This window comes from Tindallia californiensis, from assembly GCF_900107405.1.
Classification (GTDB): Bacteria; Bacillota; Clostridia; order Peptostreptococcales; family Tindalliaceae; genus Tindallia; species Tindallia californiensis.
This window is the reverse complement of record NZ_FNPV01000001.1, coordinates 222,960-243,965: the sequence shown is the minus strand read 5'-3', so window position 1 is coordinate 243,965 and position 21,006 is coordinate 222,960. Positions and strand designations below refer to the sequence as shown.

Sequence of the window (21,006 nt, the reverse complement as noted above, 5' to 3'; positions counted from 1 at the left end):
AGAAATAGTCAAGCGAGGAGAGGGTCGATTTGGGGAAAGGAATATTTGTTGTAGGGACAGATACAGAAGTAGGGAAGACCTTTGTTTCAGCTGGCGCTGCTTACATGCTTAACAAAGATGGTCATGGTGTTTGTTTTTTTAAGCCGGTTCAAAGTGGAGGAATCTATGAAAATGGTGCGGTACAATCAGGTGATGTTCAATTTGTCAGGAAGGTAGCGCAAATAGAGGAATCATACGAAAGAATGAACACCTACTGTTTTGAGGCTTCTGTATCTCCGCATCTTGCAAGCGAAATAGAAAAGAAGGAGATTGAAACCGAGAAGCTAATAAATCATTATCAAAAACTAGTAGAAACATATGATTATGTCATTGTTGAAGGTGCTGGAGGAGTAGTAGTTCCTATAAAAAGAAATGAATATTGCATCCATCACTTGATAAAGGATTTAAGGATACCGGTACTTATGGTGACAAGAGCGAATGTGGGAACTATCAACCACACAATGCTAACAATTGAATTTCTACAATCCAAGGGGATAGAAATAAAAGGAATAGTGGTCAATGCCTATCAGGGAACTTTTTATGAAGAAGATAATGTAAAAGTTATATCAGCCATGTCTGGGATAGAAAAAATTTTTACGTTAGGTAAGGTGGAACGGGGAGAAGCCTTTATTGAAAGGATAAAGGCTGAATATAGAAATAAATTAGACGTTGAGGATATGTTGGATATGATAAGATAAAGCAATTTTGAAGGGGGAGTCAAGTTGGACATCATAAAAAACTTGCAGGAAAAAGATTTAAGGCATATATGGCATCCATGTTCTCAAATGAAAGATTATGAAAGCTTTCCACCGATTATAGTGAAAAAAGGTGAGGGGGTGTTTTTGGAGGATCTGAAAGGAAATAGATATTTAGATGCCGTATCCTCATGGTGGGTGAATCTGTTTGGACATTCTAATAAAAGAATTAATGAAGCACTGAAGGATCAATTAGATAAGCTTGAACATGTCATATTTGCTAATTTCTCTCATGAACCTGCCATAGAGCTGGCAGAAAGATTGGCAAAAAAGGCACCGGGAAAACTAAACAAAATGTTCTTTAGTGAAAATGGATCTTCAGCGGTGGAAGTGGCTTTAAAGATAAGTTTTCAATATCACCAACAAAAGGGACAAACAAAGAAAAAGAAATTTATCGCTCTGGAAAATGCCTACCATGGTGAAACTGTCGGATCTCTTTCTCTGAGTGGCGTAAGTAAATATAGTAATATTTTTGAGGCTCTCTTATTTGATGTGTTTAGGGCTGAAGCACCTGATTGTCTAAGGTGTCGGTATGGTGGAGACAGGGATTCCTGTGAAGCGGAGTGCTTTGCAAGTATGGAAGTGTTAGTGAAAGAAAAGCATGAAGAAATTTCAGGAATTATCATCGAACCACTTGTACAGGGAGCAGCGGGGCTAAAAATATATTCACCGGTCTATCTTAAAAAACTTAGGAAACTGTGCGATCAATACGCTATAAATTTTATAGCCGATGAAATTGCTGTTGGATTTGGACGAACAGGAAAAATGTGGGCCTGCGAGCATGCAGATGTGGCACCTGATCTTATGACAATAGGGAAAGGGCTTACAGGCGGTTATTTACCAATGGCATTAACCTTAGTTACCGATCGCATATATGATGCTTTTTATGATGATTATGAAACATCAAAAGCATTTATACATAGTCATAGCTATTCAGGTAATGCGTTAGCCTGTAGAGCCGCTGTAGCTACGTTAGACATATTTGATGAGGAGAATATCATCGAAAATAATAAAGAAAAATCAAGAATGCTTAAACAAAAAGTTGAAAAAGGCATTGATGAAATACCTTGGGTTGGCGAATACAGGCAAATAGGGATGATCGGTGCTATTGAGTTAGTGCAAAATAAAGAAAGGATGGAGTGCTTTGATTGGAAAGAGCGAATCGCCGACAGGATTTATAAAAAAGCACTACAAAAAGGGGTTCTTTTAAGACCGATGCAAAATGTGATCTATTTTATGCCCCCCTATATTATTAATGAACAGGAAATGGACATGATGATTCATGCGGCAAAAGAGTCAATCCTTGAGTGTTTTAAGGAAAGGTCAAAAGAGCATTGTCCTTAAAAGACAGCAATAGTAATGTTTTAGTCTTTGATGATTAATTGATCTTCTTCGGTAAAAAAAGTTTGATAACCTAGCTGAACAAATAATATAACAGTTAGAGCAACGCTGCCAAGAATACCAAGCATGATGGCTATTTGGTATTTAATGGCTGTAACAGGAGATATTCCAGATAAAATTTGTCCGGTCATCATTCCGGGTAAGAATACGATACCCATTCCGATCATAGCGTTTATGGTGGGAAGAATGGACGCATCAAAAGCTTTATCAACAATGGGCTTGGCAGCTGTTTTAGGTGTTGCACCAAGCATTAATGCTGATTCAACAAGATGCTTTTCAGAATGCATGCCATCGATAAGCCGGGTTACTCCGAGGGAGATACCTGTCATAGAATTACCAATAAGCATTCCTGCGATAGGAATGAAATATCTGGGATCATACCAGGGAGAAAGGTTAATGACTACCAGTAAGAAGTATACAAGGGTGGACACAGTTCCAAATACCATTGATAGGGCGATGATCTTCTTTAAGGAACTGGAAATAGATGGTTTTGTTCGTTTATAAATATTATGAATGGCAAACGCTTCCATGATCACAATGACTACAATGGTATTTAATGGATTAATATTATTAAATAAATAGACAAGCAGATACCCCACGGATGTAAGTTGGACTGTCATTCGGATAGAAGCAATGAGAATTTCTTTTTCTCTTGAGATTCCTCGTTTCCTTACAATAAATAAAAGGATTACAACAAAAATATAGGCGGATGCCATTTGCAATAGTGGTAAATCAATTACACCTTCCATTCTTTATTCCACCTTTCGCTGATTATCATGCCTTTGTTCATAATAATGATGTCGTCCGCAAACTCTTTTGCTATTTGCTTAGAATGGGTAACCATAATAAGGGTTTTATTATTTTCTTTCGTATAATTGATCAAAGCATTAATAATAATATGCTCAGTCGTTTCGTCGAGTGCGGAAGAAGGTTCGTCAAGCAATAGCACCTCTGGTTTCATTAGGACTACTCTGCCCAGAGCGACCCGTTGCTTTTCGCCACCAGATAACTTCTCAGCATCCTGGGCCAGATCTTTATGCAGCTTTACTAGATTTAATATGTCATAAAGCTGATGATCAGGGACTAATGGTTTTTCGGAAAACCTAAGACCTATTAATAGATTGTCTTTGATGCTTCCATCGAAAATAGCGGGAGCTTGTGACAGCATAACAACTTCCCGTCTCAATTCTGTAGGGTTGATATCACTTAACGGTTGCTTATGATAAAAAATGGTGCCACTATCATAACTGGTTAACCTATTTAAAAGGCGTAGCAACGTTGTTTTTCCGCTACCACTTTCGCCTACAATGCAAGTGACGGCATGCTTTTTAATATGAAGGTTTTCGATATCCAGAATATTTTTGTATATAACTTCTTTAAAGAAAAACATGGCTATCATCTCCTTTTTAATCTTTTTTTAAGGGAAGAAGCAGCGAAACACATAATACCAACTATTGATATCAATAAACGATATCAACAAACGATATCAAATTATGATGTCATATTAGCATGAAAGAGAGAAGGATACAAGGTTTTTATCTATATTCTTTTCTGGAAAACAAGAGGGCATTGGAGGTCAAGTGTTTTAACGTAAGAGTATGTTATGTTATCTGTAAGGAGGTGCTTACGATGCACGCATGGGAAGCAATACAAAAAACCATAGATTTTGCTGAGGAAAATATTGGCGAAGAGCTCAAAATTGAAGCTTTGGCAAAGATCGCAGCTTTATCACCGTTTTATTTTCAACGTTTGTTCAAAAGATTAGTTAAAAAACCGGTTAAAGAGTATATTAAATTACGACGTCTGGCTCGAGCTTCTGATTTACTAATAAGGACGGAACAAAGAATCATTGATGTTGCCTTAGAAGTGGGATTTTCATCTCATGAATCATTTACACGGTCTTTTAAAGAAGCATATGAAGTAACGCCTGATCAGTACCGTAGAAAACCTACTCGATTAAACCATTTTTCAAAGCCGGAACTGTTGCTCAACTATACAATGATAGAGATTGATGTGCCTTTGATTACAGAAGGTATCGTCTTGGAAATTACTAGAAAAAGTGTTAAGTTGCCAGAAGTTTATATCGGTCTTTCTTCACCGATACCATCAGATAAAGCACCAGTCGGTTTTGTAACAGGAATTGACTCTCCTGGAAGTGTGTGGGATTCTTTTCATAAACACAAGGTAAGGCTAAGAAATGAAATCGATCTAGGCGTCGAAGTTGGTGTATCTTTTAATGAGGGGAAGAAAGATGGCGAATTTAATTATTTTGCTGGTGCTGTAACAAAAAATGACTTAGACATTCCCGAAGGATTTGATAAATGGATACTTCCTGCTGGAGAATATGTTGTTTGTTGCGTAGAAGCAGAAACTATCGATGAGTTGGTTGGAGACGCCTTAGGAAAAGCGATAAATTACTTGTTAAATAGCTGGCTGGCAAATCGTGGGTTAGTAACAAGGCCTTTTTTAGTTGAAAAATATGATAATAACAGGTTAGAGAACGCTTATATGGAAATATGGGTAAAACCGGAGTCTAAGCAGAATTCTTAGTCGATAATCAAAGAAAAAACCACTTAATAGGACGTGGAGTTTCTCTATCAAGTGGTTTTTTGTGTGTGAAAAATGTATACAGAAAAAGTATTGGTAGTATATATAAATGCCTTAACGATTGTTTATACGGGCATACTCTATTGCTAACTTTGCTGCAACATGAGCATTATGATACACGAGCTGCTTATTTGCATAAAGGCTTTTGCCTTCTGTTACTTGATGAAGCTTTGCAAGAATATAAGGAGTGACCTCTTTTCCTTTAATTCCATTTTTTTCAGCTTCTACTACAGCATTGGTAATGGCATTATCAATCAATGTTGGATCCATTTCATCTTCTTTGGGAATAGGATTTGCTACAACGAGACCACCACCAAGACCTAATTGCCATTTGTAATGCATGGCGCTGGCAATGATCGCTAAATCATCGGCACGATCATCAACACCAAAGCCACTGTCTCTTACATAAAAACCGGGGAAAGCGTCTGTCTGGTAGCCAATGACAGGTACACCATGGGTTTCTAATACTTCTAAAGTTAAGCCTATATCAAGAATTGATTTTGCACCGGCGCATACAACAGCAACTTCTGTCTTAGCTAGTTCCAATAGATCGGCTGAGATATCAAAAGTTTCACTAGCTCCTCGATGAACGCCACCGATACCACCAGTGGCAAAAACCTTAATACCTGCCATAGAAGCACCGATCATAGTGGTGGCAACAGTAGTGGCGCCGCTGCTGTTACTAGCAAGGATCATTGGCAAATCTCGGCGGCTTGCTTTTCGAATATCATTGTTTTCACCTAAATAGTTTAATTCTTCCGCGCTTAATCCTACTTTGATCTGACCTTTGATAACGGCAATGGTGGCAGGGATCGCACCTTGTTGTCTTATTTTTTCTTCGGAGGTTAATGCGCTTTCAATATTTTCAGGGTAGGACATGCCGTGACTAATAATAGTTGATTCTAAAGCAACAATAGGCTCGGCATTTTTTAATGCATTTTCAACTTCACTGGACAATTGGATCCAGTTATTGGTATTTAATATATTTTTCTCTGAATGGATCATCGTATCTTCTCCTTTAACAGTTCTTTAATTTTTTGGGTATTCATATGTTCACTAACGGTTTTGTTACAGCTAATAGTAATTGTTGCAGCTCCGATGGCAAACCGGCTGATATCTCTCATTGACCATTCCTGCAACTCACCCCAGATAACGGCGGCTGTAACCGCATCACCGGCACCGGTGGCGTTGGCTATTTTGACAGTTGGTGCAGAAATTAAACCGGAGTTACCAGCTTCGGCATAAAAGATACCATCCGCTCCTAAGGAGATATAAACTCGGTTAACACCAAGATTCAGCAGTGATTCAGCTGATGCTTGAAGGGTTTTTTCGTTGTTAATAGTAATGCCGGATAAATAGCTAGCTTCCAGTCTGTTGAGCTTCAGACAGTAAAACTGACCAGTGAATTTTTCCATACGGTAACACTTTTTAACAGAAACGGGATCCAAAAAAGTTTTTTTGGATGAATAAGTAGACGTGATATAATGCATTGTTTCTGTTGGTAAGCCGGCATCCATAACGATGGCAGAGGAGTTTACCAGTGCATCATGATGCTTTTTTAGGTGGGAAACCGTTAGCTTATCGAGAATTCGCATATCAGAAAGGGCTAAAATCATTTCTCCATCCGTATCCATCAATGCCATATAAGTAGAAGAATGATGGCCGGGAACCTCGAGGCTCATGGAAAGGTCAATGTTTAGATTTTTGCAGGATTCGCGGATCTGTAGTCCGTTTATGTCATCGCCAAGGGCTGTCATCAGCTTGGTATGAACTCCCAGACGAGTCAGATTTTCGCTGATATTTCTTGAAACTCCCCCGGGGCAGGTGTGGATTTTCCCAGGATTTGAATCTTCCATGATGACAGGCTCATTTGAAAAACCATGGATATCAATATTGGAAGCTCCGATGGCAGCAACCCATTGACTCATTATGCAATCCTCCTATCTTTATCTTAATCGTTTATTTCTTTTAATAATTCCAATGCTTTCTGCCGAGCTTCTGCTAAAATATCATTCCCCAGGGGGGTTATCTGATAATATTTTCTAATTTTTCCTGCTACTGTTTTTTCGGTTTTTTTAATCAAACCGTTGGACTCCATATTATGAAGTAGAGGATATAGCGTGCCAGGACTCATCTCATAGCCATGCTCTTTTAATTCTTCGATCATCCATGCACCGTAAAAAGCTTCTTTTTTAGCATGATGTAGAATATGAATCTGAATAAAGCCAAGAAAAAACTTGCGGAGTACTTTGTCTTGCATCGCATTCACCTCTATTTCATCATTCAACGCAACCTTCAAAAATATCGAAAATCGATATCAAATATCGATAAAATACTATCATATAATTCATCAATGAACAATAAGCGTCCACTAGATAATATTTCGCTGGATTCTAATAGGCATGCCATTGAATTTTTTGCCACGATTCACAGAGGGTATTTACCAACGAAAAGATAATGACTCGGGCTAAACTGGCAGTTGTGTGATCCAGATCAAAGCGTGGAGATACTTCGGCAATATCAAAACTTAACACTTTTCCTGAACGTAGCAGTAGTTTGATCACCTTTATTGCTAACTCGGGGTCAATACCTAAAGGTTGGGCAGCACTAACACCAGGTGCAAAAGCAGTGGAAAAAACATCCGAACAGACAGTAAGATAAAGGTATTCATTTCGATTAATAAATCCTTCTACCTTCTCTACAATATGCCAGTGGTCATCTTGAATCATTTCTGATGCCAGTAGATAATCAGTACCAAGAGCATCTGCCGTTTTGAAAAGTTGAATCGTATTGCTATGCTTCTGAAGGCCAGCACAGAAGTAGGAGAAAGGAAGATCTTCCTTAGTGTTTTCATCGGCGATCTGCTTAAACATAGTGCCAGAACTTCCGCCATCAGGATAAGGGCGCAAATCAAAATGAGCATCAAAATTAAAAATACCAATTTTAGGATAGTTTTTCCTTTTTTTTACAGATTTTAATATTCCGTTGTAATGACCATAAGCTAACTCATGGCCGCCTCCTAAAACAATAGGAAATAGATTAAGGGCTAACATTTGATTAACCGCTTGCGCAAGTTGATGCTGGCTTTCCTCCAAGTTGTTATCTTCACATAAAATGTCTCCGGCATCGAATAGAGTAATATCTTCGGTGAAGTAGCATGGTAAATTAGCAAGTTCTTTTCTGATGCTGTCAGGTCCTTTAGAAGCTCCTTGTCGTCCACCATTGCGTCGAATTCCCTCATCACACTTAAAACCTAAAAAGGCAAATCCGCTTTTGGGTGAGAAGGCGGAGAGATCATCCCTTAAATCTAAAGGCTGAACCCACTGATGCCAACGATAAGCTGAAAAATTTTCCAAGCTGTCAATTCTCCCGTTCCAGTGTGATGGGTTCATTGGTTTATATCGGTCTAACATAAAATACCCCTTTCGAAAGACTGTTTCTGCGTCATATGATTTCTTTGCACATATGCGTAAAATGATGGTTCCTACGAGAATAGATTTTGAATATTTTCGGATTATTCTTTGTATGATGATAAGAAAAACCCACCATAAACAAGATGGGATTTTTATTATTCCAAATGAGCATTGATTTGATGGATGTAAGCATCAACATCAAATTTTCTTTTGCAACCGTTTTGGTTCATATACCGGACTTTACCAAAAATAGGCCGTTCAAACTATGCTCGATCATGAATACCTCCAATACTCCAGGCAATACCAGCATAACCATTAGGATCTCTACCGTCAAGACAATATTTATCATTTAAGTAAATAGCGTTCTGTTGGGCTGATTTTGGGGTGGGGCTCCATTCTAGCATTTTCTTTGCCCAATACATTCTTAGGTAACCATGCAATTTTCCGGTTAAAATGATATTGCGCTGACAAGCGTTCCAAAGTTCATCATGAGTATTTGCGTTTTCAAATTCCTGTAAAGAATAAAGATATTCCCGATCGTCATTTATATGGGCCAAAAGTGATGATTTTGCCCAGTTGGGAAAAGAAAGATCGTTATCATAATCCGTGTTATAGTAACAAAAATTATCGGATAACTCCCTCCGGACAATCAATTCTTCTAAGAAACTTTCTTTTGAAGAAGGGTATTTTTCTTGCTGGCTTACCGCCAGTGCTGCTCGTTGAGGTGAAATATGCCCAAAATGAAAATAAGGTGATAAGTTGGAAACAGCATTACCTAAAGGGTCATTGCGGTGCGAATGATATCGTGGCAAGCGGCTCTCAATAAAGTGGTTTAGCATGGCTTTTCCGGCGGTTTCGCCTGGAACAAGCCAATCGACAGGAGGAACCTGAGGATCCACATCAAGGGTACTACGAATATTGGTCCAGTCGGTAAAGGTTATTCTGGCTGGCCATGAAAAAGGATGCACCATTAATTCTGGAAAAGGCTCAAGAAACTCAGGTAAGAGTTTTTTTATTTTAGGTCGTAATGTGTAAGCCGCATATTCTTGTTTTTTAGAAACCTCCCAACAGGGAATGATATTATGAGAGTCCACTTGATAGATTGGGATAGAAATTTTTTCTTTCAAAGCTCGAAGCCAACTTCGGTGGATTTTTAAGGGGCTAAAATCCGTTACTAAAGCGGATATATGGTGCTCATCGATAAAAGCGGGCAAGGTTTCAGGTGCTGCTCCTAACAATAAAAAGAAAGAGATGTTATGCTGACTGAGTGTTTCTTCTACTTCTTCCAACCCTTTTAGCATAAAGTCATACTGTCGTAAGGCAGCACCAAGAAAATCAGGCACCATAGAAAAAACCACACAGAGAGGAGCGTTATACTGTTTAGCTAATTTTTGTGCAAAAATAAGACCCCAATGATCATGAACTCGTTGGTCACGACTCATCCAATAGACGACTGGACCTGGTTGTTGATCTGACTTTTTATATAGGCGCACTCTTTTAAGATTCACAGGAAATCCTCCTTTGATGATTCGTATACGTTTATTGTAACTAATAAAGGATGAAAAATAAAGACGGCAACACTTGATACCGGAGATAATATGGTGTATGTTTGAGGAAATGAACGTTGAAAAAATTGTCGTGAAAAAACTTGAAGTAAAAGAGATTTGCTATCATTAGAAATTGGTATCATTAAAAAGCAGAAAACATTTAGAAGGGATGAGGAAGAGATGTCGCTTATACGGTATGAAGGAAATGGTAGAATGAGCAAAGCGGTGATTCATAACGGAACGGTATATTTATGTGGGCAGGTTAGTGCTGGAGAAAGCGTGAAAGATCAGACGTTAAAAACACTGGAAAAAGTTCAGGATCTTTTAGAAAAATATGGATCTGATAAAAGACATATACTTTCAGCCCTTATCCACATTAAAGACATGTCATTTTTTAGTGATATGAATGAAGTATGGGATGCTTGGATTGAAGATGAATTTGAACCAGTTAGAACATGCGTGGAGGCAAAAATGGCCCGGGAGGATTTGCTGGTAGAAGTGACTATTATAGCAGCTGTAAAGGATCCTGGGAAGTAAAGGGGGGATAGTATGCAGCCGGTTCATTCGGCGGTTAAAGATTATCGATTTTATCATCAAATCAGGGTAAGGTATCCAGAGGTAGATATGCAGCAAATTGTTTTTAATGCTAACTATTTAACTTACTTGGATATGGCCTGGGTTGAATATTTGAGGAATATAGGGCTGGATTATGGCGAATTGTTAAAAAACCATGAATTTGATTCTGTTGTTGCGAAAGTAACAATGGAGTATAAAAAACCAGCTCGTTACGATGAAGTTCTGGATATTTATGTACGGGTGCCTAAACTAGGTAATAAAAGTATTCCTATCCATTTTACTGTTTGCAAAGAAGGCACAGAAGAAATAGTATTAGAGGGAGAAATATTTCATGTAAGTTATGATTTTGAAAAAGAATTGTCTTGTCCGATCCCGGCATTTGTTGAAGAAAAAATCCGCTTGTTTGAAGGGTTTTAGTCAACAGAAAAAGAAAAAAGCAGTTGGAAATAGATAGGAGGTAGCAAAAAATGAAAAAAGTAAAACTATATAGTTGGACTTTTTGCCCATTCTGTGTTCGGGCTAAAGAAGTGTTGGTTCAGAACGGTATTGAATTTGAAGAAATTGTCATTGAAAATGATCAAGCAGAAATGCAGCGGTTAACCAAAATCACAGGTAGCGATACGGTACCGCAGATCTTTGTTGAAGATGAATTTATAGGTGGCTGTGATGAACTGCTACAGATTGAGAGAGAGGGAAAAGTAGAAGACATTTTTCGTTGATAAGGTATATAAAAAGCCGGAGCGTATTCTTCGCTCTGGCTTTTTGCCGATGCTTATCGGAAGTCATCAAAGAAAGCAGTTACTCGGTCTGGAGAAAGATCTCGATCCACTAAAGCTGGACCATCCTTAAGAACTTTTCGTTGTTCCGTATAGGTTGGTCTTTTTTCTTGGTAAAGAACGCCCAGAGGAATGCCATCTTTCCACTCAAATGCTTTCTGGAGTGCCTGTTGTTTATCGCTGGGATTGTAATCTTCGGACAGTTTATAGGTTTTTTCTTTATACCACTGAAACGTATTAATTTTATTAAAGACAACACAGGGTTGGAAAATGTCCAGTAAGGCATATCCAGGATGTGTTATTGCTTGCTTCATTAAATCGATTAACTGTTCTCTTTCTCCGACAAAACCTCTGGCAACAAAAGTAGCTCCTATGGTGATCGCTAATGCTAATGGTTTTATTGGATCCAGAGTAACCCCTTCTGTCTGAATTTCTGTTGTATGGCTTATTTCGGTCGTAGGAGAAGCTTGGCCTTTGGTAAGTCCGTAAATCATATTATCGTGGACGAAATGGGCAACATCAAGGTTTCGTCTCATATTGTGGATAAAGTGATTTCCACCTTCGCCGTAGGAATCGCCATCACCAGTATTAATGATGACAGTCAAGTCTTTATTAGCAACTTTGGCGCCGAAGGCTGGTGGTAATGCTCGACCATGTAATCCATTAAACCCGTTAGCGTTAATATAATGAGGTGTTTTAGCAGCTTGGCCAATGCCGGAACATACAAGTACTTCGTGGGGATTTTTATTAAGCTGGGCAAGGGCTTCCTTCAAAGCAGCTAAAAGAGCATGATTTCCACAGCCGGGGCACCATGCAGATGGGTCAGTGGAATGAAAACATTTTACATCGGTCATTTATAGTACCTCCTTTTTTAAGGCAATAACAATTTCTTCTGGTGTCATTTGTCTTCCGTCATATTTCAGATAACTATGCTGACATTTAATGCCAGTTTCTTGCCGAATCAGTTTTGCCAGTTGACCGGTATAGTTTTGCTCGATATTCACGATGGTTTTTGCTGTTTTTGCCAGCTTTTCTAATCGTTGAACCGGTAATGGCCATAAATCGCCAAAAATAAGGGCCGCCGTAGCAGGGAAATCATTATCTTCCTGTAGTAAGGATAATGCTTCTTGTAACGGTCCAGCCGTGGATCCCCAAGCTAATAATAAAACTTCCGGTTGATCTACGCCCCAATGCCAGGGTTCTTCAATCTCTTCTTGCAGTAAATCCATTTTTCCCATTCGTTTTTTCATCATTGCTATTCTGGTGGTTGCTGACTCTGTAATGTGACCAGCCTCGTCATGTTCATCGCTGTCAGCTAATACAATTTGGTTTGTCGCTTTTCCGGGGATGAGTCTGGGCGAAATACCATTTTCCGTTAAAGCATATCTTTTATAAGAAAAATCCTCCTGATAGTGGTTGGAACTGGACAGGTGTCTTTCGATGGTTACATCAGAAAGATCGAAGGTATCGGTAGTAACCGTATAATCAGCTAAATACTGGTCACTTAATAGAATGACCGGTAACTGGTATTTCTCTGAAAGATTAAAAGCTCTTGCGGTTTGATAAAACGACTCCTTTGGGTTACGTAAAGCCGTAATCATCCTTGGGGTTTCACCGTGAGAAGCTGTTAATAAAAAACTGAGGTCACTTTGTTCTGTTCGAGTAGGGAGTCCGGTTGCGGGGCCAGGTCGTTGAACATTAGCCACTACGAGAGGGGTTTCTGTAATTCCGGATAATCCCAGGGCTTCTGTCATTAAAGAAAAGCCACCACCGGAAGTGCCGGTCATTGCACGAACCCCGGCATAGTTAGCACCAATGGCCATGTTGATAGCCGCAATTTCATCCTCTGCCTGCTCAACTACGATACCGGCCGCCTCTTGTTTTGAAGCTAGATAATTCATGATGCTGGTGGAAGGTGTCATTGGATACGCACTGTAAAAGGTTACACCTGCAGCAATGGCACCTAAAGCAATGGCTTGATTACCGTTTAATAATAGTTGATCAGTAACTTTTCCTGCTGGTAAGGCTACAGATGGTTTTGTTAACTTTGTGCCTAGTCGATAAGCATTAATATTGGCTTCAGGTGATCGGTCTTGAAATGCTTGTGAGATCATTTTTTCCATTGATTCTGGATTTAAGCCATACCATGTAATCAATAAACCTAAAAAAACACTTGTAAAGGTTTTAGGATTTCCGGATTCTTTTGCAGAAGCTTCGATGGGAAAACGTAATACATGATCATCCTCAGTTGCTATCTTTTCATCGCAGAGGATATATCCATCGGGGAGAAGTCTTGATTGATGTTCTTCGATAGTGGTTTTATCAAAAGCCAGGATTAAATCCAAGGAATGTCGATGTGATGTTAAAGCCTGATCGCTAAAACGAATTTGAATAAAATTGTGACCACCACGGACTCTGGACATATAATCCTTGTGAACAAAAACGTGATAGCCCTGACGCATAAGATAGCGTTCCAATAAACTGGATAAAGTGTCCATCCCTTGACCAGCAGAACCGCCAATTAATAAATTATGATCCAACAGGATCCCTCCTTTTGTGATAAAATATGATTTAAAATGGAACTCAAACAACCTATACCCGAAATAAAGAATGAAAAACAATGGAGAAGTGAAATCAATGAAAAAGAGATACGAATTGTTAGCGCCGGCAGGAAATAGTGAGGCTTTAAGAGCAGCCGTGCAAAATAGAGCGGATGCCGTTTATTTATCAGGAAAAGCGTTCGGAGCCAGAAAGTTTGCTGGGAATTTTACGAAGGAAGAATTGGTAAAAGCGGTTCAATATTGTCATGTCAGAGGTGTAGCTGTGTATGTGACGGTGAATACATTGGTTTTTAATGACGAGATGGACACGCTGAAGGCTTACTTAGCATTTCTCTATAATCATGATGTGGATGCGATCATTGTTCAGGATATCGGTGTGCTAGACTATATTCGAAAGACGTATCCTGATTGGGATGTGCATTGTTCGACACAAATGTCTGTTCAAACAATGGCGGATGTTCATTATCTTGAAAAACTAGGGGTGCAACGGGTCGTGCTAGGACGAGAAATGTCCTTAGAAACCATTCGGCAAGTGAAGAAAAAAACAAATCTTGCCTTAGAGGTATTTGTTCATGGAGCTTTATGTATTTCTGTTTCAGGACAGTGTTTGATGAGCAGTATGATTGGTGGAAGAAGTGGTAATCGTGGCAGGTGTGCTCAACCTTGTCGCCAATTATATACGTTAACAACAGAAAAAACCAGGAAGCCTGTCGATAGCTTTAAGGATCGCTATTTACTGAGCCCCAAAGATCTTTGTACATTAAAAGAGCTTCATCATCTTGTTGATGCTGGTGCATTTTCCTTTAAGATAGAAGGTCGGATGAAAAGTCCGGAGTACGTTGCGGCTGTTGTCCGAGCTTATCGGAACATGTTAGATGCAATAGAAGCAGGTAAAAAAGTAAGGGAAGAGGCAAAAGAAAAGGAACTAGCCGTTTTTAACCGGGGTTTTACAAGAGGACATCTATTTGGAGATGAAGGAGCTCGTTTAATGAGTTCTTACCATTCTGGAAACCAGGGGTACTTACTTGGATCGGTTATAGGCTACGATAAAAAGAAACAACAGCTAAGCTTAAAACTGGAAGAAACTTTATCTCAGAACGACGAGATACAGATAAGAAGAGATGGGAAATCTTTTGGTGGAAGAGCTGAACGAATAGAGCAAAATGGTAAAATGGTAACATATTGTGCGGCGGGCGCCATATGTAAAGTAAATTTTAAGCATGAGTGTTATTCAAAAGAACAGGTATTTAAGACATACGATGAGATAGGGATAAAATCCCTTAAAGAAACCTATCACAAGGAAATGCTAGAGATACCAGTAAAGATAGAAGTATCGATTAAAGATGGAGAAGCATTATATGGGAAGATATCCGATGGGAGTCAAGAAATAGAAGTATGGGCGGAGGATGTCCCTGAAAGAGCACTGAATAAGCCATTATCAGAAGAAAAAGCGATGCTTCAAATGTCAAAATTAGGTGGCACCCCTTTTAAGGCTCAAGAGATGATCGTTCATCTTGGATCGGGCTTGGCAGTTCCGATCAAGGCTTTAAATGAGCTAAGGCGAGATTTGGTGGAAGCGTTAATTCAGGAAAGAAGCAAATGGCATCAAAGGCAGAAAGGCTCTGCAAAATCACTGATAGAGGTGAATCAGATACAGAAAAATGATTCGGAGAGAAAGTGGAGTAAGAAAGAGCTGAAATTTTCATGTTCTGTAACCAGTTTAGAACAGTTAGAAGCCTTGTTGTTGGTGGATTCTGGGAGTGAAATACCTATTATTTATTTTCGGAATCCAGATTTATTAGAAGACGCCATAAAAGTGGTGGCTAAACACAGGTTTAAAGGAAAGCTGGTACCGGAAATACTTAAATTAGTTTCGGATGAAGAACTGATTCAGTATCGACAGAAAATCCAGGCATTGGGTTTGGATACGGTATTGATCCAAAATGTAGGCCATATAGAAGTATTTAAGTCTTTTGAAATAATGGGAGATATATCCTTAAATATCGTCAATGATCGTTCTCTTTGCTATTATTATCAACATCATATGCTGCAACGAGTTGCCTTATCCCCGGAAGTGAATTTATCACAGATAAAAGAAATGGATCTGATACCATCCAAAACAGAACTCCTTGGGTTTGGTTTTTTGCCCGTAATGGCATTGAAACATTGTTTGGTTAAGGGAAATAATGAGTGTCGAAGCAAAAGCATCCCTTGTCGGAATGAACTGTGTCGGGACGAACTGTTTTTTTTGAAAGATCGAAAATCAGAACATTTTCCGATTTATCGTCATGCTACTGGTTATTCGGAAGTTTATAATTCGAAAAGATTATTACTTTTAGAAAATATGCAGGACTTAGCTGAAGCGGGTATTGGCATTATGAGATTGAATTTTCTGCATGAAGAAAAACAAGAAACGATGGAAATAGCTCAAATGTATATCAATGCCCAAAAAGGAACCTGTAACAAGGTGGATAAAAAACGATTAGAGGCATTAAAAAACGAAGGGATTACTCGCGGTCATCTTTTTCGAGGAGCAGAGTAAAAGGTATTATTGAAAGACTAATGGTTGAATTTATATCCATGTATTTTTTTGTAGACGCCCAGGGGAAGTATAAAGATAATCATAAATAGAAACAAAATGGTCCAAAGATTGGCATCGGAAATAGTAACAATGCTGGAGCCGAGAAAGGTATAGGCAAAAATTCTTGGAGTAGTTCCAAGGACCGTTCCGAGCATATATGGTTTTCGGTGAATGTTGGCTAGACCGCTGGCAAAACTAATTAAATCAAAGCTGAGTAACGGGATAAACCGAATCATTAGTATCGAGTGAAATCCATTTTGATTTATCATGTTTTTAGCGTTGAATATTTTTTCCTGCAAGGCAGAAGGCAAAAATTCAATTCCTGCCTTTTGTGCTACCATATGGGCCGTTAAGGCTCCGGCGATGGCACCGAGAGTCGCTAATATTCCTCCCCAAAACGGGCCAAAAGCTAAGCCGCTGGCTAGATAAAAGATGGTTATAGGAAAAAAAGCGAAAGGCCGTATAAAAGAGAACAATAAAAAAAGAACCGGACTAAAGACGCCGAAAGAGGTCAATATATTTCGAAACATGTCAGGGCGGATTGCATTATACTGATTCTGCAAGAATAAATATAAAGCAAAAATAAAAAAGATAAGAATATATTTATAGAAAGATTTTTCTTGAATCGCTTCTTTATAATTCATTTATTCAACACCTCTTAAAACAAATTTCTTCTTATAAAATATTACCCTTGATAGATGAACTCACTGTGAACGGTTTTAATATTGAGATGATTTACGAATAAATATGTGAGTATCTTCTAAGGCTGCAGACAAACCTTATTGGTGCTATAATAATGGAAAAAGGAGGGAAGACGGCTATGGTTGTTATTGTTGCCAAAAGCATTGTAAAACAGGGAAAGCTGGAAGCGTTTAAGGCATTGGCTCAGGAAATGGTTGAGAAAAGCAGAGAAGAAGAGGGTTGTATAACCTACCAACTGTATCAGGATATTCATAATGATCATGTGATGACATTTATTGAAGAGTGGGAAAATATGAAAGCGGTGGAAGCGCATCAAAAAACAGAGCACTTTGAAAGAAATGTTCCTAAAATGAAAGCATTACGTCATCCGTCATCAGAAATGACCTTATATAAGAAACTCACTTAAACCGCTTAGGCGGTTTTTTGCTTAGTAAAAAATCGAATCCTTGCGCATATGAAACATTCCATGCATTTTTTAGAAAATCTTAATATTTTTCAAAAAATTAATATAAAATTCGTTAATAATATTGAATTAATTGCAATAATTCGGTATAATCGTCAGTAAGTTATCAAAAAATGCAGATCAAATGACATTTTAAGGTGAAAAGACAGTATGTTTTTTCGGCGAATGAGTTCAAATAATAACTTCAAAGGTGAAATCTTAATGCGTAACATAGATTGAAAATTCCGAATAAACTGAAAACCAAAACATTCCCTGTCGAAAAAGCCTGCAAAACACTAAAGTGGACTGTTTTGGATTTTATAATCTTTTAGTAAAAGGAGGTGGAAGGAAAAGGCAAGTCTTATGGATAAAGGTTGGACGGAAACCATAGGCAACACCGTAAGAAATTACCAAAGGAGTTATTAAAATTTTAGGAGGGTATCTATGAATTACGACAATAAGAATTTTCCTAAGCCAACACCGGCTCAGGCTTTTACACCGCTAATTGCACTTGTTGTTATCGTTATGACTACTTACTTAGGTTTCGGGGTTGATGCTCATATCCCATTATTTTTCTCTGTAGCCGTTGCAGCATTAGTTGCTATTTTCTGGATGGGGCATAAATGGAGCACCGTGCAGGAAGGGATGCTTAAAGGGATAAACTTTGCCCTAGACGCCGTATTGATTTTGACAATTGTTGGTATTTTAATCGGGGCCTGGATTGAAGGTGGCATTGTACCAACAGTCGTTTATTACGGATTACAACTTATTTCTCCGCAATTGTTTTTAGTAGCCACACTTATCGTGTGTTCTTTGGTATCAGTATTTACCGGTAGTTCTTGGAACTCTCTTGGTACCGTTGGACTTGCCATGTTTGTTATCGGTGAAGGTATGGGCGTACCTAGTGGTATGACTGTTGGTGCCATCGTATCTGGTGCATATTTTGGTGATAAGTTGTCTCCTTTATCCGATACTACAGTGGTAGCGTCTGGTACTGGTGGGGTTAATATTTATGACCATATAAAGCATATGCTAAAGGTTTCAGGTCCAGCGTATCTAATTGCTCTAGTCCTTTTCGGCATATTAGGTTCACAGTTTGCAGGTGCAAATATGGATTATGATCAAATTGCTGAAATTAATAGTGCTATTACTTCGACGTTTAATGTTAATCCCCTTATGCTTGTGCCAATGATTTTAGTTCTTGCTATGATCATTAAACGAGTTCCTCCAATTGCCGCTTTGTCTGTAGGTGCTATTATTGGTGGGGTTTGGGCTCTTCTTTTTCAAGGAGCTAACTTGGGTTCTGTGATAACCTCCATGCACTATGGGTTTACGATGGATACTGGCATGGCAATCGTTGATGGTGTCCTCTCCAGGGGGGGACTACAAAGTATGATGTGGACTATCTCTATGATTTTAATCACACTAATGTTTGGTGGAATCATTGAGCATACAAGAATGACAGAAGTAATGCTTGAAAATTTACTGAGCTTAGCCAAAACACCTAAAGCTTTAGCAATTACAGCTCATTTCACTACATTATTCCTTATCATGACAGTTCTCTCTCATTATCTGACTCACACATTAATCTGTAGAACGTTTAAGCATGCTTTTGAAGAAAATGGATTGCATGCCAAGAATGTTACTAGGATATCCGAAAACTGGGGTACATTGCCTTCTTCCTTAATTCCTTGGGGACCTTGCGGTGTGTTTGTTTATGGTCTTTATGGAGTGCATCCTTTCACATACGCACCATATGCATTCTTTATTCTCGCTGCAATGGCAATTTCATTAATCTTTGCAATTGTAGGATTTGATATGGCAAAGTATGAAGGGGCGCCGTCTGAAGACGTAGCGTAGAAATGTGCTGGAATAACGATTAGAGTGTTACTTGTAGGATTCATGCCTTTCGGAAAAAGATGCATTCCGAAGGGCATTTTTTATTCTCGAAATTCAATTTTGAGATGGGGAGATGATTGTCAAATAAATGAAATAATGATATCTTTAATATAAGAAACCAAAAAGTAGATTGTTTGTGAACAGGTACAAAGGAGGTATTCTGATGCGGTTGTTAATTGCGATTATCAATAACCCGGCAAATGTATTTTATATCTTGGATGAATTTTATCAGGAAGGAATCAAAGGTTCTACTGTGTTGGACAGTATGGGAATGGCGCATATCATGGCTCATCACGTTCCTTTTTTTGCTAAATTTAAGGAAGAAGATCAGGAGCCGGGTCAAAATAAAACCATTTTTGTTTTAATTCAATCTGATGAAGAGCGAGAAAAAGTAATAGGAGCAATAGAACGAATTGTGGGAGATTTAAATCAGCCAGACACAGGAGTTGTTTTAACGGTGCCGGTAGAGTTTTGCAAAGGTGCGGGGCAGATATTTGAAGATTGTGGATCATCTGAATAGTGATGAATTCGATGGGAAGATCTATGCGAATAAAGAGAAGTGGGAAGGCTGTTCAGGGTAATATTCTTGGAATAAAATATAAAAACAGCTTTGTGAAGATAATGCAAAGACTGTTTTTTGTTTTTAAATCGAAGTTGCTCCAAAGTAAAATGAAAACTGATTAGTGTCTGCTCTATGAAAATAAAGGAAGACAAAAGAGTGATTCTAAACACAAAACATAAAAAAATTATCATAACGGTTTAAAAGTGAAAACAGATATGTTATTATGACCACTACGTTGAAATAAATAGATACTATTTCAACAAAATCAATAAAGGATAACTGAAAGGAGTTTTATGGTGGTACCTAAGAAGAGAAGTATTTTATTGGTAACGTTGCTACTGACAATGTTTATGGTTGCGTGTGGAGGCGCTGGTGAAGATCTGGAGAATGATGAAGCGCTAGAAAACGGGGAACAAGCAGAGGCTGTGCAAGAGACAGGGGAGCCTGTTGCAATGGTGAATGGCGAAGCGATTGATAGCGGTCTTTTTCAGAGGCAATTAGAAAGATCTATTGCTGTTAATGAGCAACAAGGGATGGTGATGGAAGGTGAAGATGGCGATGCGATGAAAGAACAATTAAAAGAGCAATTAATTGAACAGCTGGTTCAGCAGGAAGTTATTTTTCAAGAGGCTACTGCTCAAGGTGTTGAAGTAACTGAAGACGATATAAAGGCAGAACTAGATATGGTAAAAGAACAATTTGAGACAGAAGAACAATTTCTGGATGCTTTGGAAGTAAATCAGTTTACAGAAGATGAATTCAAGGAGATGCTTACAGTAGAACTTACCGTTGATACCTTTCTTGATCAGAACAGCACAGAGGTAAGTGTTGAAGAAAGCGAACTTCGTGAGTATTATGATCTTCATGAACAGCAGTATCAGGCGCAAATGGAAGCTATGGAAGCAGAAGGACAGGAACTATCTGAAGAAGAAATGGCAATGATGGAGTTACCGCCCTATGAAGAAATGAAAGAACAACTTCGCGAACAGCTTATCATGGAAAAGCAGCAGGAAGAACAAATGGCGTTAATTAATGATTTAATGGAAGAAAGTGAAATAGAGATTATGCTTTAAGATGATACATGTAAGGCTCCCGTCTAACAACGGGGGCTTTTTTGTTGACAGCGATGACAGAATGAAGATAGA

General features: G+C 38.6%; 21 protein-coding genes. 11 read left to right on the top strand and 10 right to left on the bottom strand.

All coding sequences use genetic code 11. From position 1 onward, the window contains the following. Positions 1 to 29: 29 nt before the first annotated feature. Both bioD and bioA read left to right on the top strand, forming a co-directional pair. On the top strand, positions 30 to 737 hold the full coding sequence (bioD, locus tag BLV55_RS01145) for a dethiobiotin synthase (protein WP_093310107.1): 708 nt from the start codon (positions 30 to 32) through the stop codon (positions 735 to 737). A 24-nt stretch (positions 738 to 761) separates the two neighbouring features. After that, the gene (gene bioA, locus BLV55_RS01140; protein WP_330386548.1) at positions 762 to 2,138 is read left to right on the top strand and encodes an adenosylmethionine--8-amino-7-oxononanoate transaminase; all 1,377 of its coding nucleotides are present in this window, start codon (positions 762 to 764) and stop codon (positions 2,136 to 2,138) included. A gap of 20 nt (positions 2,139 to 2,158) precedes the next feature. On the opposite strand, the gene BLV55_RS01135 is transcribed toward bioA, so the two are convergent. Beyond that, the gene (locus BLV55_RS01135; RefSeq protein WP_093310105.1) at positions 2,159 to 2,944 is read right to left on the bottom strand and encodes an ABC transporter permease; all 786 of its coding nucleotides are present in this window, start codon (positions 2,942 to 2,944) and stop codon (positions 2,159 to 2,161) included. Next, positions 2,932 to 3,585: an ABC transporter ATP-binding protein gene (locus BLV55_RS01130; RefSeq protein ID WP_093310103.1), complete on the bottom strand. Its 654-nt coding sequence runs from the start codon at positions 3,583 to 3,585 to the stop codon at positions 2,932 to 2,934. The genes BLV55_RS01135 and BLV55_RS01130 overlap by 13 nt, the downstream gene beginning before the upstream one ends. Positions 3,586 to 3,824: 239 nt before the next feature. On the opposite strand from BLV55_RS01130, the gene BLV55_RS01125 reads away from it, so the two are divergent. Then, positions 3,825 to 4,745 carry an AraC family transcriptional regulator gene (locus tag BLV55_RS01125; RefSeq protein ID WP_093310101.1) on the top strand — a complete coding sequence of 307 codons (921 nt, stop codon included), beginning with the start codon at positions 3,825 to 3,827 and terminating at the stop codon, positions 4,743 to 4,745. A gap of 111 nt (positions 4,746 to 4,856) precedes the next feature. Here BLV55_RS01125 and BLV55_RS01120 read toward each other — a convergent pair whose 3' ends face one another. The 5 genes from BLV55_RS01120 to BLV55_RS01100 form a co-directional block, all read right to left on the bottom strand. Next, positions 4,857 to 5,807, bottom strand: coding sequence for a pseudouridine-5'-phosphate glycosidase (locus BLV55_RS01120; RefSeq protein WP_176968199.1), 951 nt, complete (start codon positions 5,805 to 5,807; stop codon positions 4,857 to 4,859). After that, the gene (locus tag BLV55_RS01115; RefSeq protein ID WP_093310099.1) at positions 5,804 to 6,730 is read right to left on the bottom strand and encodes a PfkB family carbohydrate kinase; all 927 of its coding nucleotides are present in this window, start codon (positions 6,728 to 6,730) and stop codon (positions 5,804 to 5,806) included. The genes BLV55_RS01120 and BLV55_RS01115 overlap by 4 nt, the downstream gene beginning before the upstream one ends. Positions 6,731 to 6,753: 23 nt before the next feature. Next, positions 6,754 to 7,062 carry a PadR family transcriptional regulator gene (locus tag BLV55_RS01110; protein WP_093310096.1) on the bottom strand — a complete coding sequence of 103 codons (309 nt, stop codon included), beginning with the start codon at positions 7,060 to 7,062 and terminating at the stop codon, positions 6,754 to 6,756. 133 nt (positions 7,063 to 7,195) lie between these two features. After that, positions 7,196 to 8,215 (bottom strand): formimidoylglutamase, encoded by a 1,020-nt coding sequence (gene hutG, locus BLV55_RS01105; RefSeq protein WP_093310057.1) that lies wholly within the window; start codon positions 8,213 to 8,215, stop codon positions 7,196 to 7,198. Positions 8,216 to 8,478: 263 nt separating this feature from the next. Then, on the bottom strand, positions 8,479 to 9,723 hold the full coding sequence (locus tag BLV55_RS01100; RefSeq protein WP_207645997.1) for a deoxyribodipyrimidine photo-lyase: 1,245 nt from the start codon (positions 9,721 to 9,723) through the stop codon (positions 8,479 to 8,481). A 219-nt stretch (positions 9,724 to 9,942) separates the two neighbouring features. On the opposite strand from BLV55_RS01100, the gene BLV55_RS01095 reads away from it, so the two are divergent. From BLV55_RS01095 to grxC, 3 genes are read left to right on the top strand one after another with little or no spacing between them, the layout of a single operon-like run. After that, a complete protein-coding gene (locus tag BLV55_RS01095) occupies positions 9,943 to 10,299 on the top strand; it encodes a RidA family protein (RefSeq protein ID WP_093310545.1) in 357 nt (118 codons plus the stop codon). 12 nt (positions 10,300 to 10,311) lie between these two features. Further along, a complete protein-coding gene (locus BLV55_RS01090) occupies positions 10,312 to 10,755 on the top strand; it encodes an acyl-CoA thioesterase (protein ID WP_093310054.1) in 444 nt (147 codons plus the stop codon). A 50-nt stretch (positions 10,756 to 10,805) separates the two neighbouring features. Beyond that, the gene (gene grxC / locus BLV55_RS01085) at positions 10,806 to 11,057 is read left to right on the top strand and encodes a glutaredoxin 3 (RefSeq protein WP_093310051.1); all 252 of its coding nucleotides are present in this window, start codon (positions 10,806 to 10,808) and stop codon (positions 11,055 to 11,057) included. A 53-nt stretch (positions 11,058 to 11,110) separates the two neighbouring features. On the opposite strand, the gene BLV55_RS01080 is transcribed toward grxC, so the two are convergent. Both BLV55_RS01080 and BLV55_RS01075 read right to left on the bottom strand, forming a co-directional pair. Beyond that, positions 11,111 to 11,968: a 2-oxoacid:ferredoxin oxidoreductase subunit beta gene (locus tag BLV55_RS01080; RefSeq protein WP_093310049.1), complete on the bottom strand. Its 858-nt coding sequence runs from the start codon at positions 11,966 to 11,968 to the stop codon at positions 11,111 to 11,113. Further along, a complete protein-coding gene (locus BLV55_RS01075) occupies positions 11,969 to 13,654 on the bottom strand; it encodes a 2-oxoacid:acceptor oxidoreductase subunit alpha (protein WP_093310047.1) in 1,686 nt (561 codons plus the stop codon). A 97-nt stretch (positions 13,655 to 13,751) separates the two neighbouring features. Between BLV55_RS01075 and BLV55_RS01070 the strand changes: the two genes are divergently transcribed. Further along, complete coding sequence (locus BLV55_RS01070; RefSeq protein WP_176968198.1) at positions 13,752 to 16,217, top strand: U32 family peptidase; 2,466 nt, start codon at positions 13,752 to 13,754, stop codon at positions 16,215 to 16,217. 17 nt (positions 16,218 to 16,234) lie between these two features. On the opposite strand, the gene BLV55_RS01065 is transcribed toward BLV55_RS01070, so the two are convergent. Beyond that, positions 16,235 to 16,900 carry a TVP38/TMEM64 family protein gene (locus tag BLV55_RS01065; protein WP_093310042.1) on the bottom strand — a complete coding sequence of 222 codons (666 nt, stop codon included), beginning with the start codon at positions 16,898 to 16,900 and terminating at the stop codon, positions 16,235 to 16,237. 152 nt (positions 16,901 to 17,052) lie between these two features. On the opposite strand from BLV55_RS01065, the gene BLV55_RS01060 reads away from it, so the two are divergent. From BLV55_RS01060 to BLV55_RS01045, 4 genes are all read left to right on the top strand, one after another. After that, positions 17,053 to 17,364, top strand: coding sequence for a putative quinol monooxygenase (locus tag BLV55_RS01060; protein WP_242869992.1), 312 nt, complete (start codon positions 17,053 to 17,055; stop codon positions 17,362 to 17,364). 480 nt (positions 17,365 to 17,844) lie between these two features. Continuing rightward, the gene (nhaC, locus tag BLV55_RS01055) at positions 17,845 to 19,260 is read left to right on the top strand and encodes a Na+/H+ antiporter NhaC (protein WP_093310039.1); all 1,416 of its coding nucleotides are present in this window, start codon (positions 17,845 to 17,847) and stop codon (positions 19,258 to 19,260) included. 202 nt (positions 19,261 to 19,462) lie between these two features. Further along, complete coding sequence (locus BLV55_RS01050; protein WP_093310037.1) at positions 19,463 to 19,819, top strand: hypothetical protein; 357 nt, start codon at positions 19,463 to 19,465, stop codon at positions 19,817 to 19,819. 338 nt (positions 19,820 to 20,157) lie between these two features. Next, complete coding sequence (locus BLV55_RS01045) at positions 20,158 to 20,934, top strand: SurA N-terminal domain-containing protein (protein ID WP_176968197.1); 777 nt, start codon at positions 20,158 to 20,160, stop codon at positions 20,932 to 20,934. Positions 20,935 to 21,006: the final 72 nt, after the last annotated feature.

Excerpts from the sequence above, each read along its gene's own strand:
- BLV55_RS01115 (WP_093310099.1), bottom strand. The coding sequence starts at position 6,730 with ATGAGTCAATGGGTTGCTGCCATCGGAGCTTCCAATATTGATATCCAT.
- BLV55_RS01120 (WP_176968199.1), bottom strand. The coding sequence starts at position 5,807 with ATGATCCATTCAGAGAAAAATATATTAAATACCAATAACTGGATCCAA.
- BLV55_RS01060 (WP_242869992.1), top strand. The coding sequence starts at position 17,053 with ATGGAAAAAGGAGGGAAGACGGCTATGGTTGTTATTGTTGCCAAAAGC.
- nhaC (WP_093310039.1), top strand. The coding sequence starts at position 17,845 with ATGAATTACGACAATAAGAATTTTCCTAAGCCAACACCGGCTCAGGCT.
- grxC (WP_093310051.1), top strand. The coding sequence starts at position 10,806 with ATGAAAAAAGTAAAACTATATAGTTGGACTTTTTGCCCATTCTGTGTT.
- BLV55_RS01125 (WP_093310101.1), top strand. The coding sequence starts at position 3,825 with ATGCACGCATGGGAAGCAATACAAAAAACCATAGATTTTGCTGAGGAA.
- BLV55_RS01095 (WP_093310545.1), top strand. The coding sequence starts at position 9,943 with ATGTCGCTTATACGGTATGAAGGAAATGGTAGAATGAGCAAAGCGGTG.
- BLV55_RS01090 (WP_093310054.1), top strand. The coding sequence starts at position 10,312 with ATGCAGCCGGTTCATTCGGCGGTTAAAGATTATCGATTTTATCATCAA.
- BLV55_RS01080 (WP_093310049.1), bottom strand. The coding sequence starts at position 11,968 with ATGACCGATGTAAAATGTTTTCATTCCACTGACCCATCTGCATGGTGC.
- hutG (WP_093310057.1), bottom strand. The coding sequence starts at position 8,215 with ATGTTAGACCGATATAAACCAATGAACCCATCACACTGGAACGGGAGA.
- BLV55_RS01110 (WP_093310096.1), bottom strand. The coding sequence starts at position 7,062 with ATGCAAGACAAAGTACTCCGCAAGTTTTTTCTTGGCTTTATTCAGATT.
- BLV55_RS01130 (WP_093310103.1), bottom strand. The coding sequence starts at position 3,585 with ATGTTTTTCTTTAAAGAAGTTATATACAAAAATATTCTGGATATCGAA.
- BLV55_RS01065 (WP_093310042.1), bottom strand. The coding sequence starts at position 16,900 with ATGAATTATAAAGAAGCGATTCAAGAAAAATCTTTCTATAAATATATT.
- BLV55_RS01070 (WP_176968198.1), top strand. The coding sequence starts at position 13,752 with ATGAAAAAGAGATACGAATTGTTAGCGCCGGCAGGAAATAGTGAGGCT.
- BLV55_RS01050 (WP_093310037.1), top strand. The coding sequence starts at position 19,463 with ATGCGGTTGTTAATTGCGATTATCAATAACCCGGCAAATGTATTTTAT.
- BLV55_RS01135 (WP_093310105.1), bottom strand. The coding sequence starts at position 2,944 with ATGGAAGGTGTAATTGATTTACCACTATTGCAAATGGCATCCGCCTAT.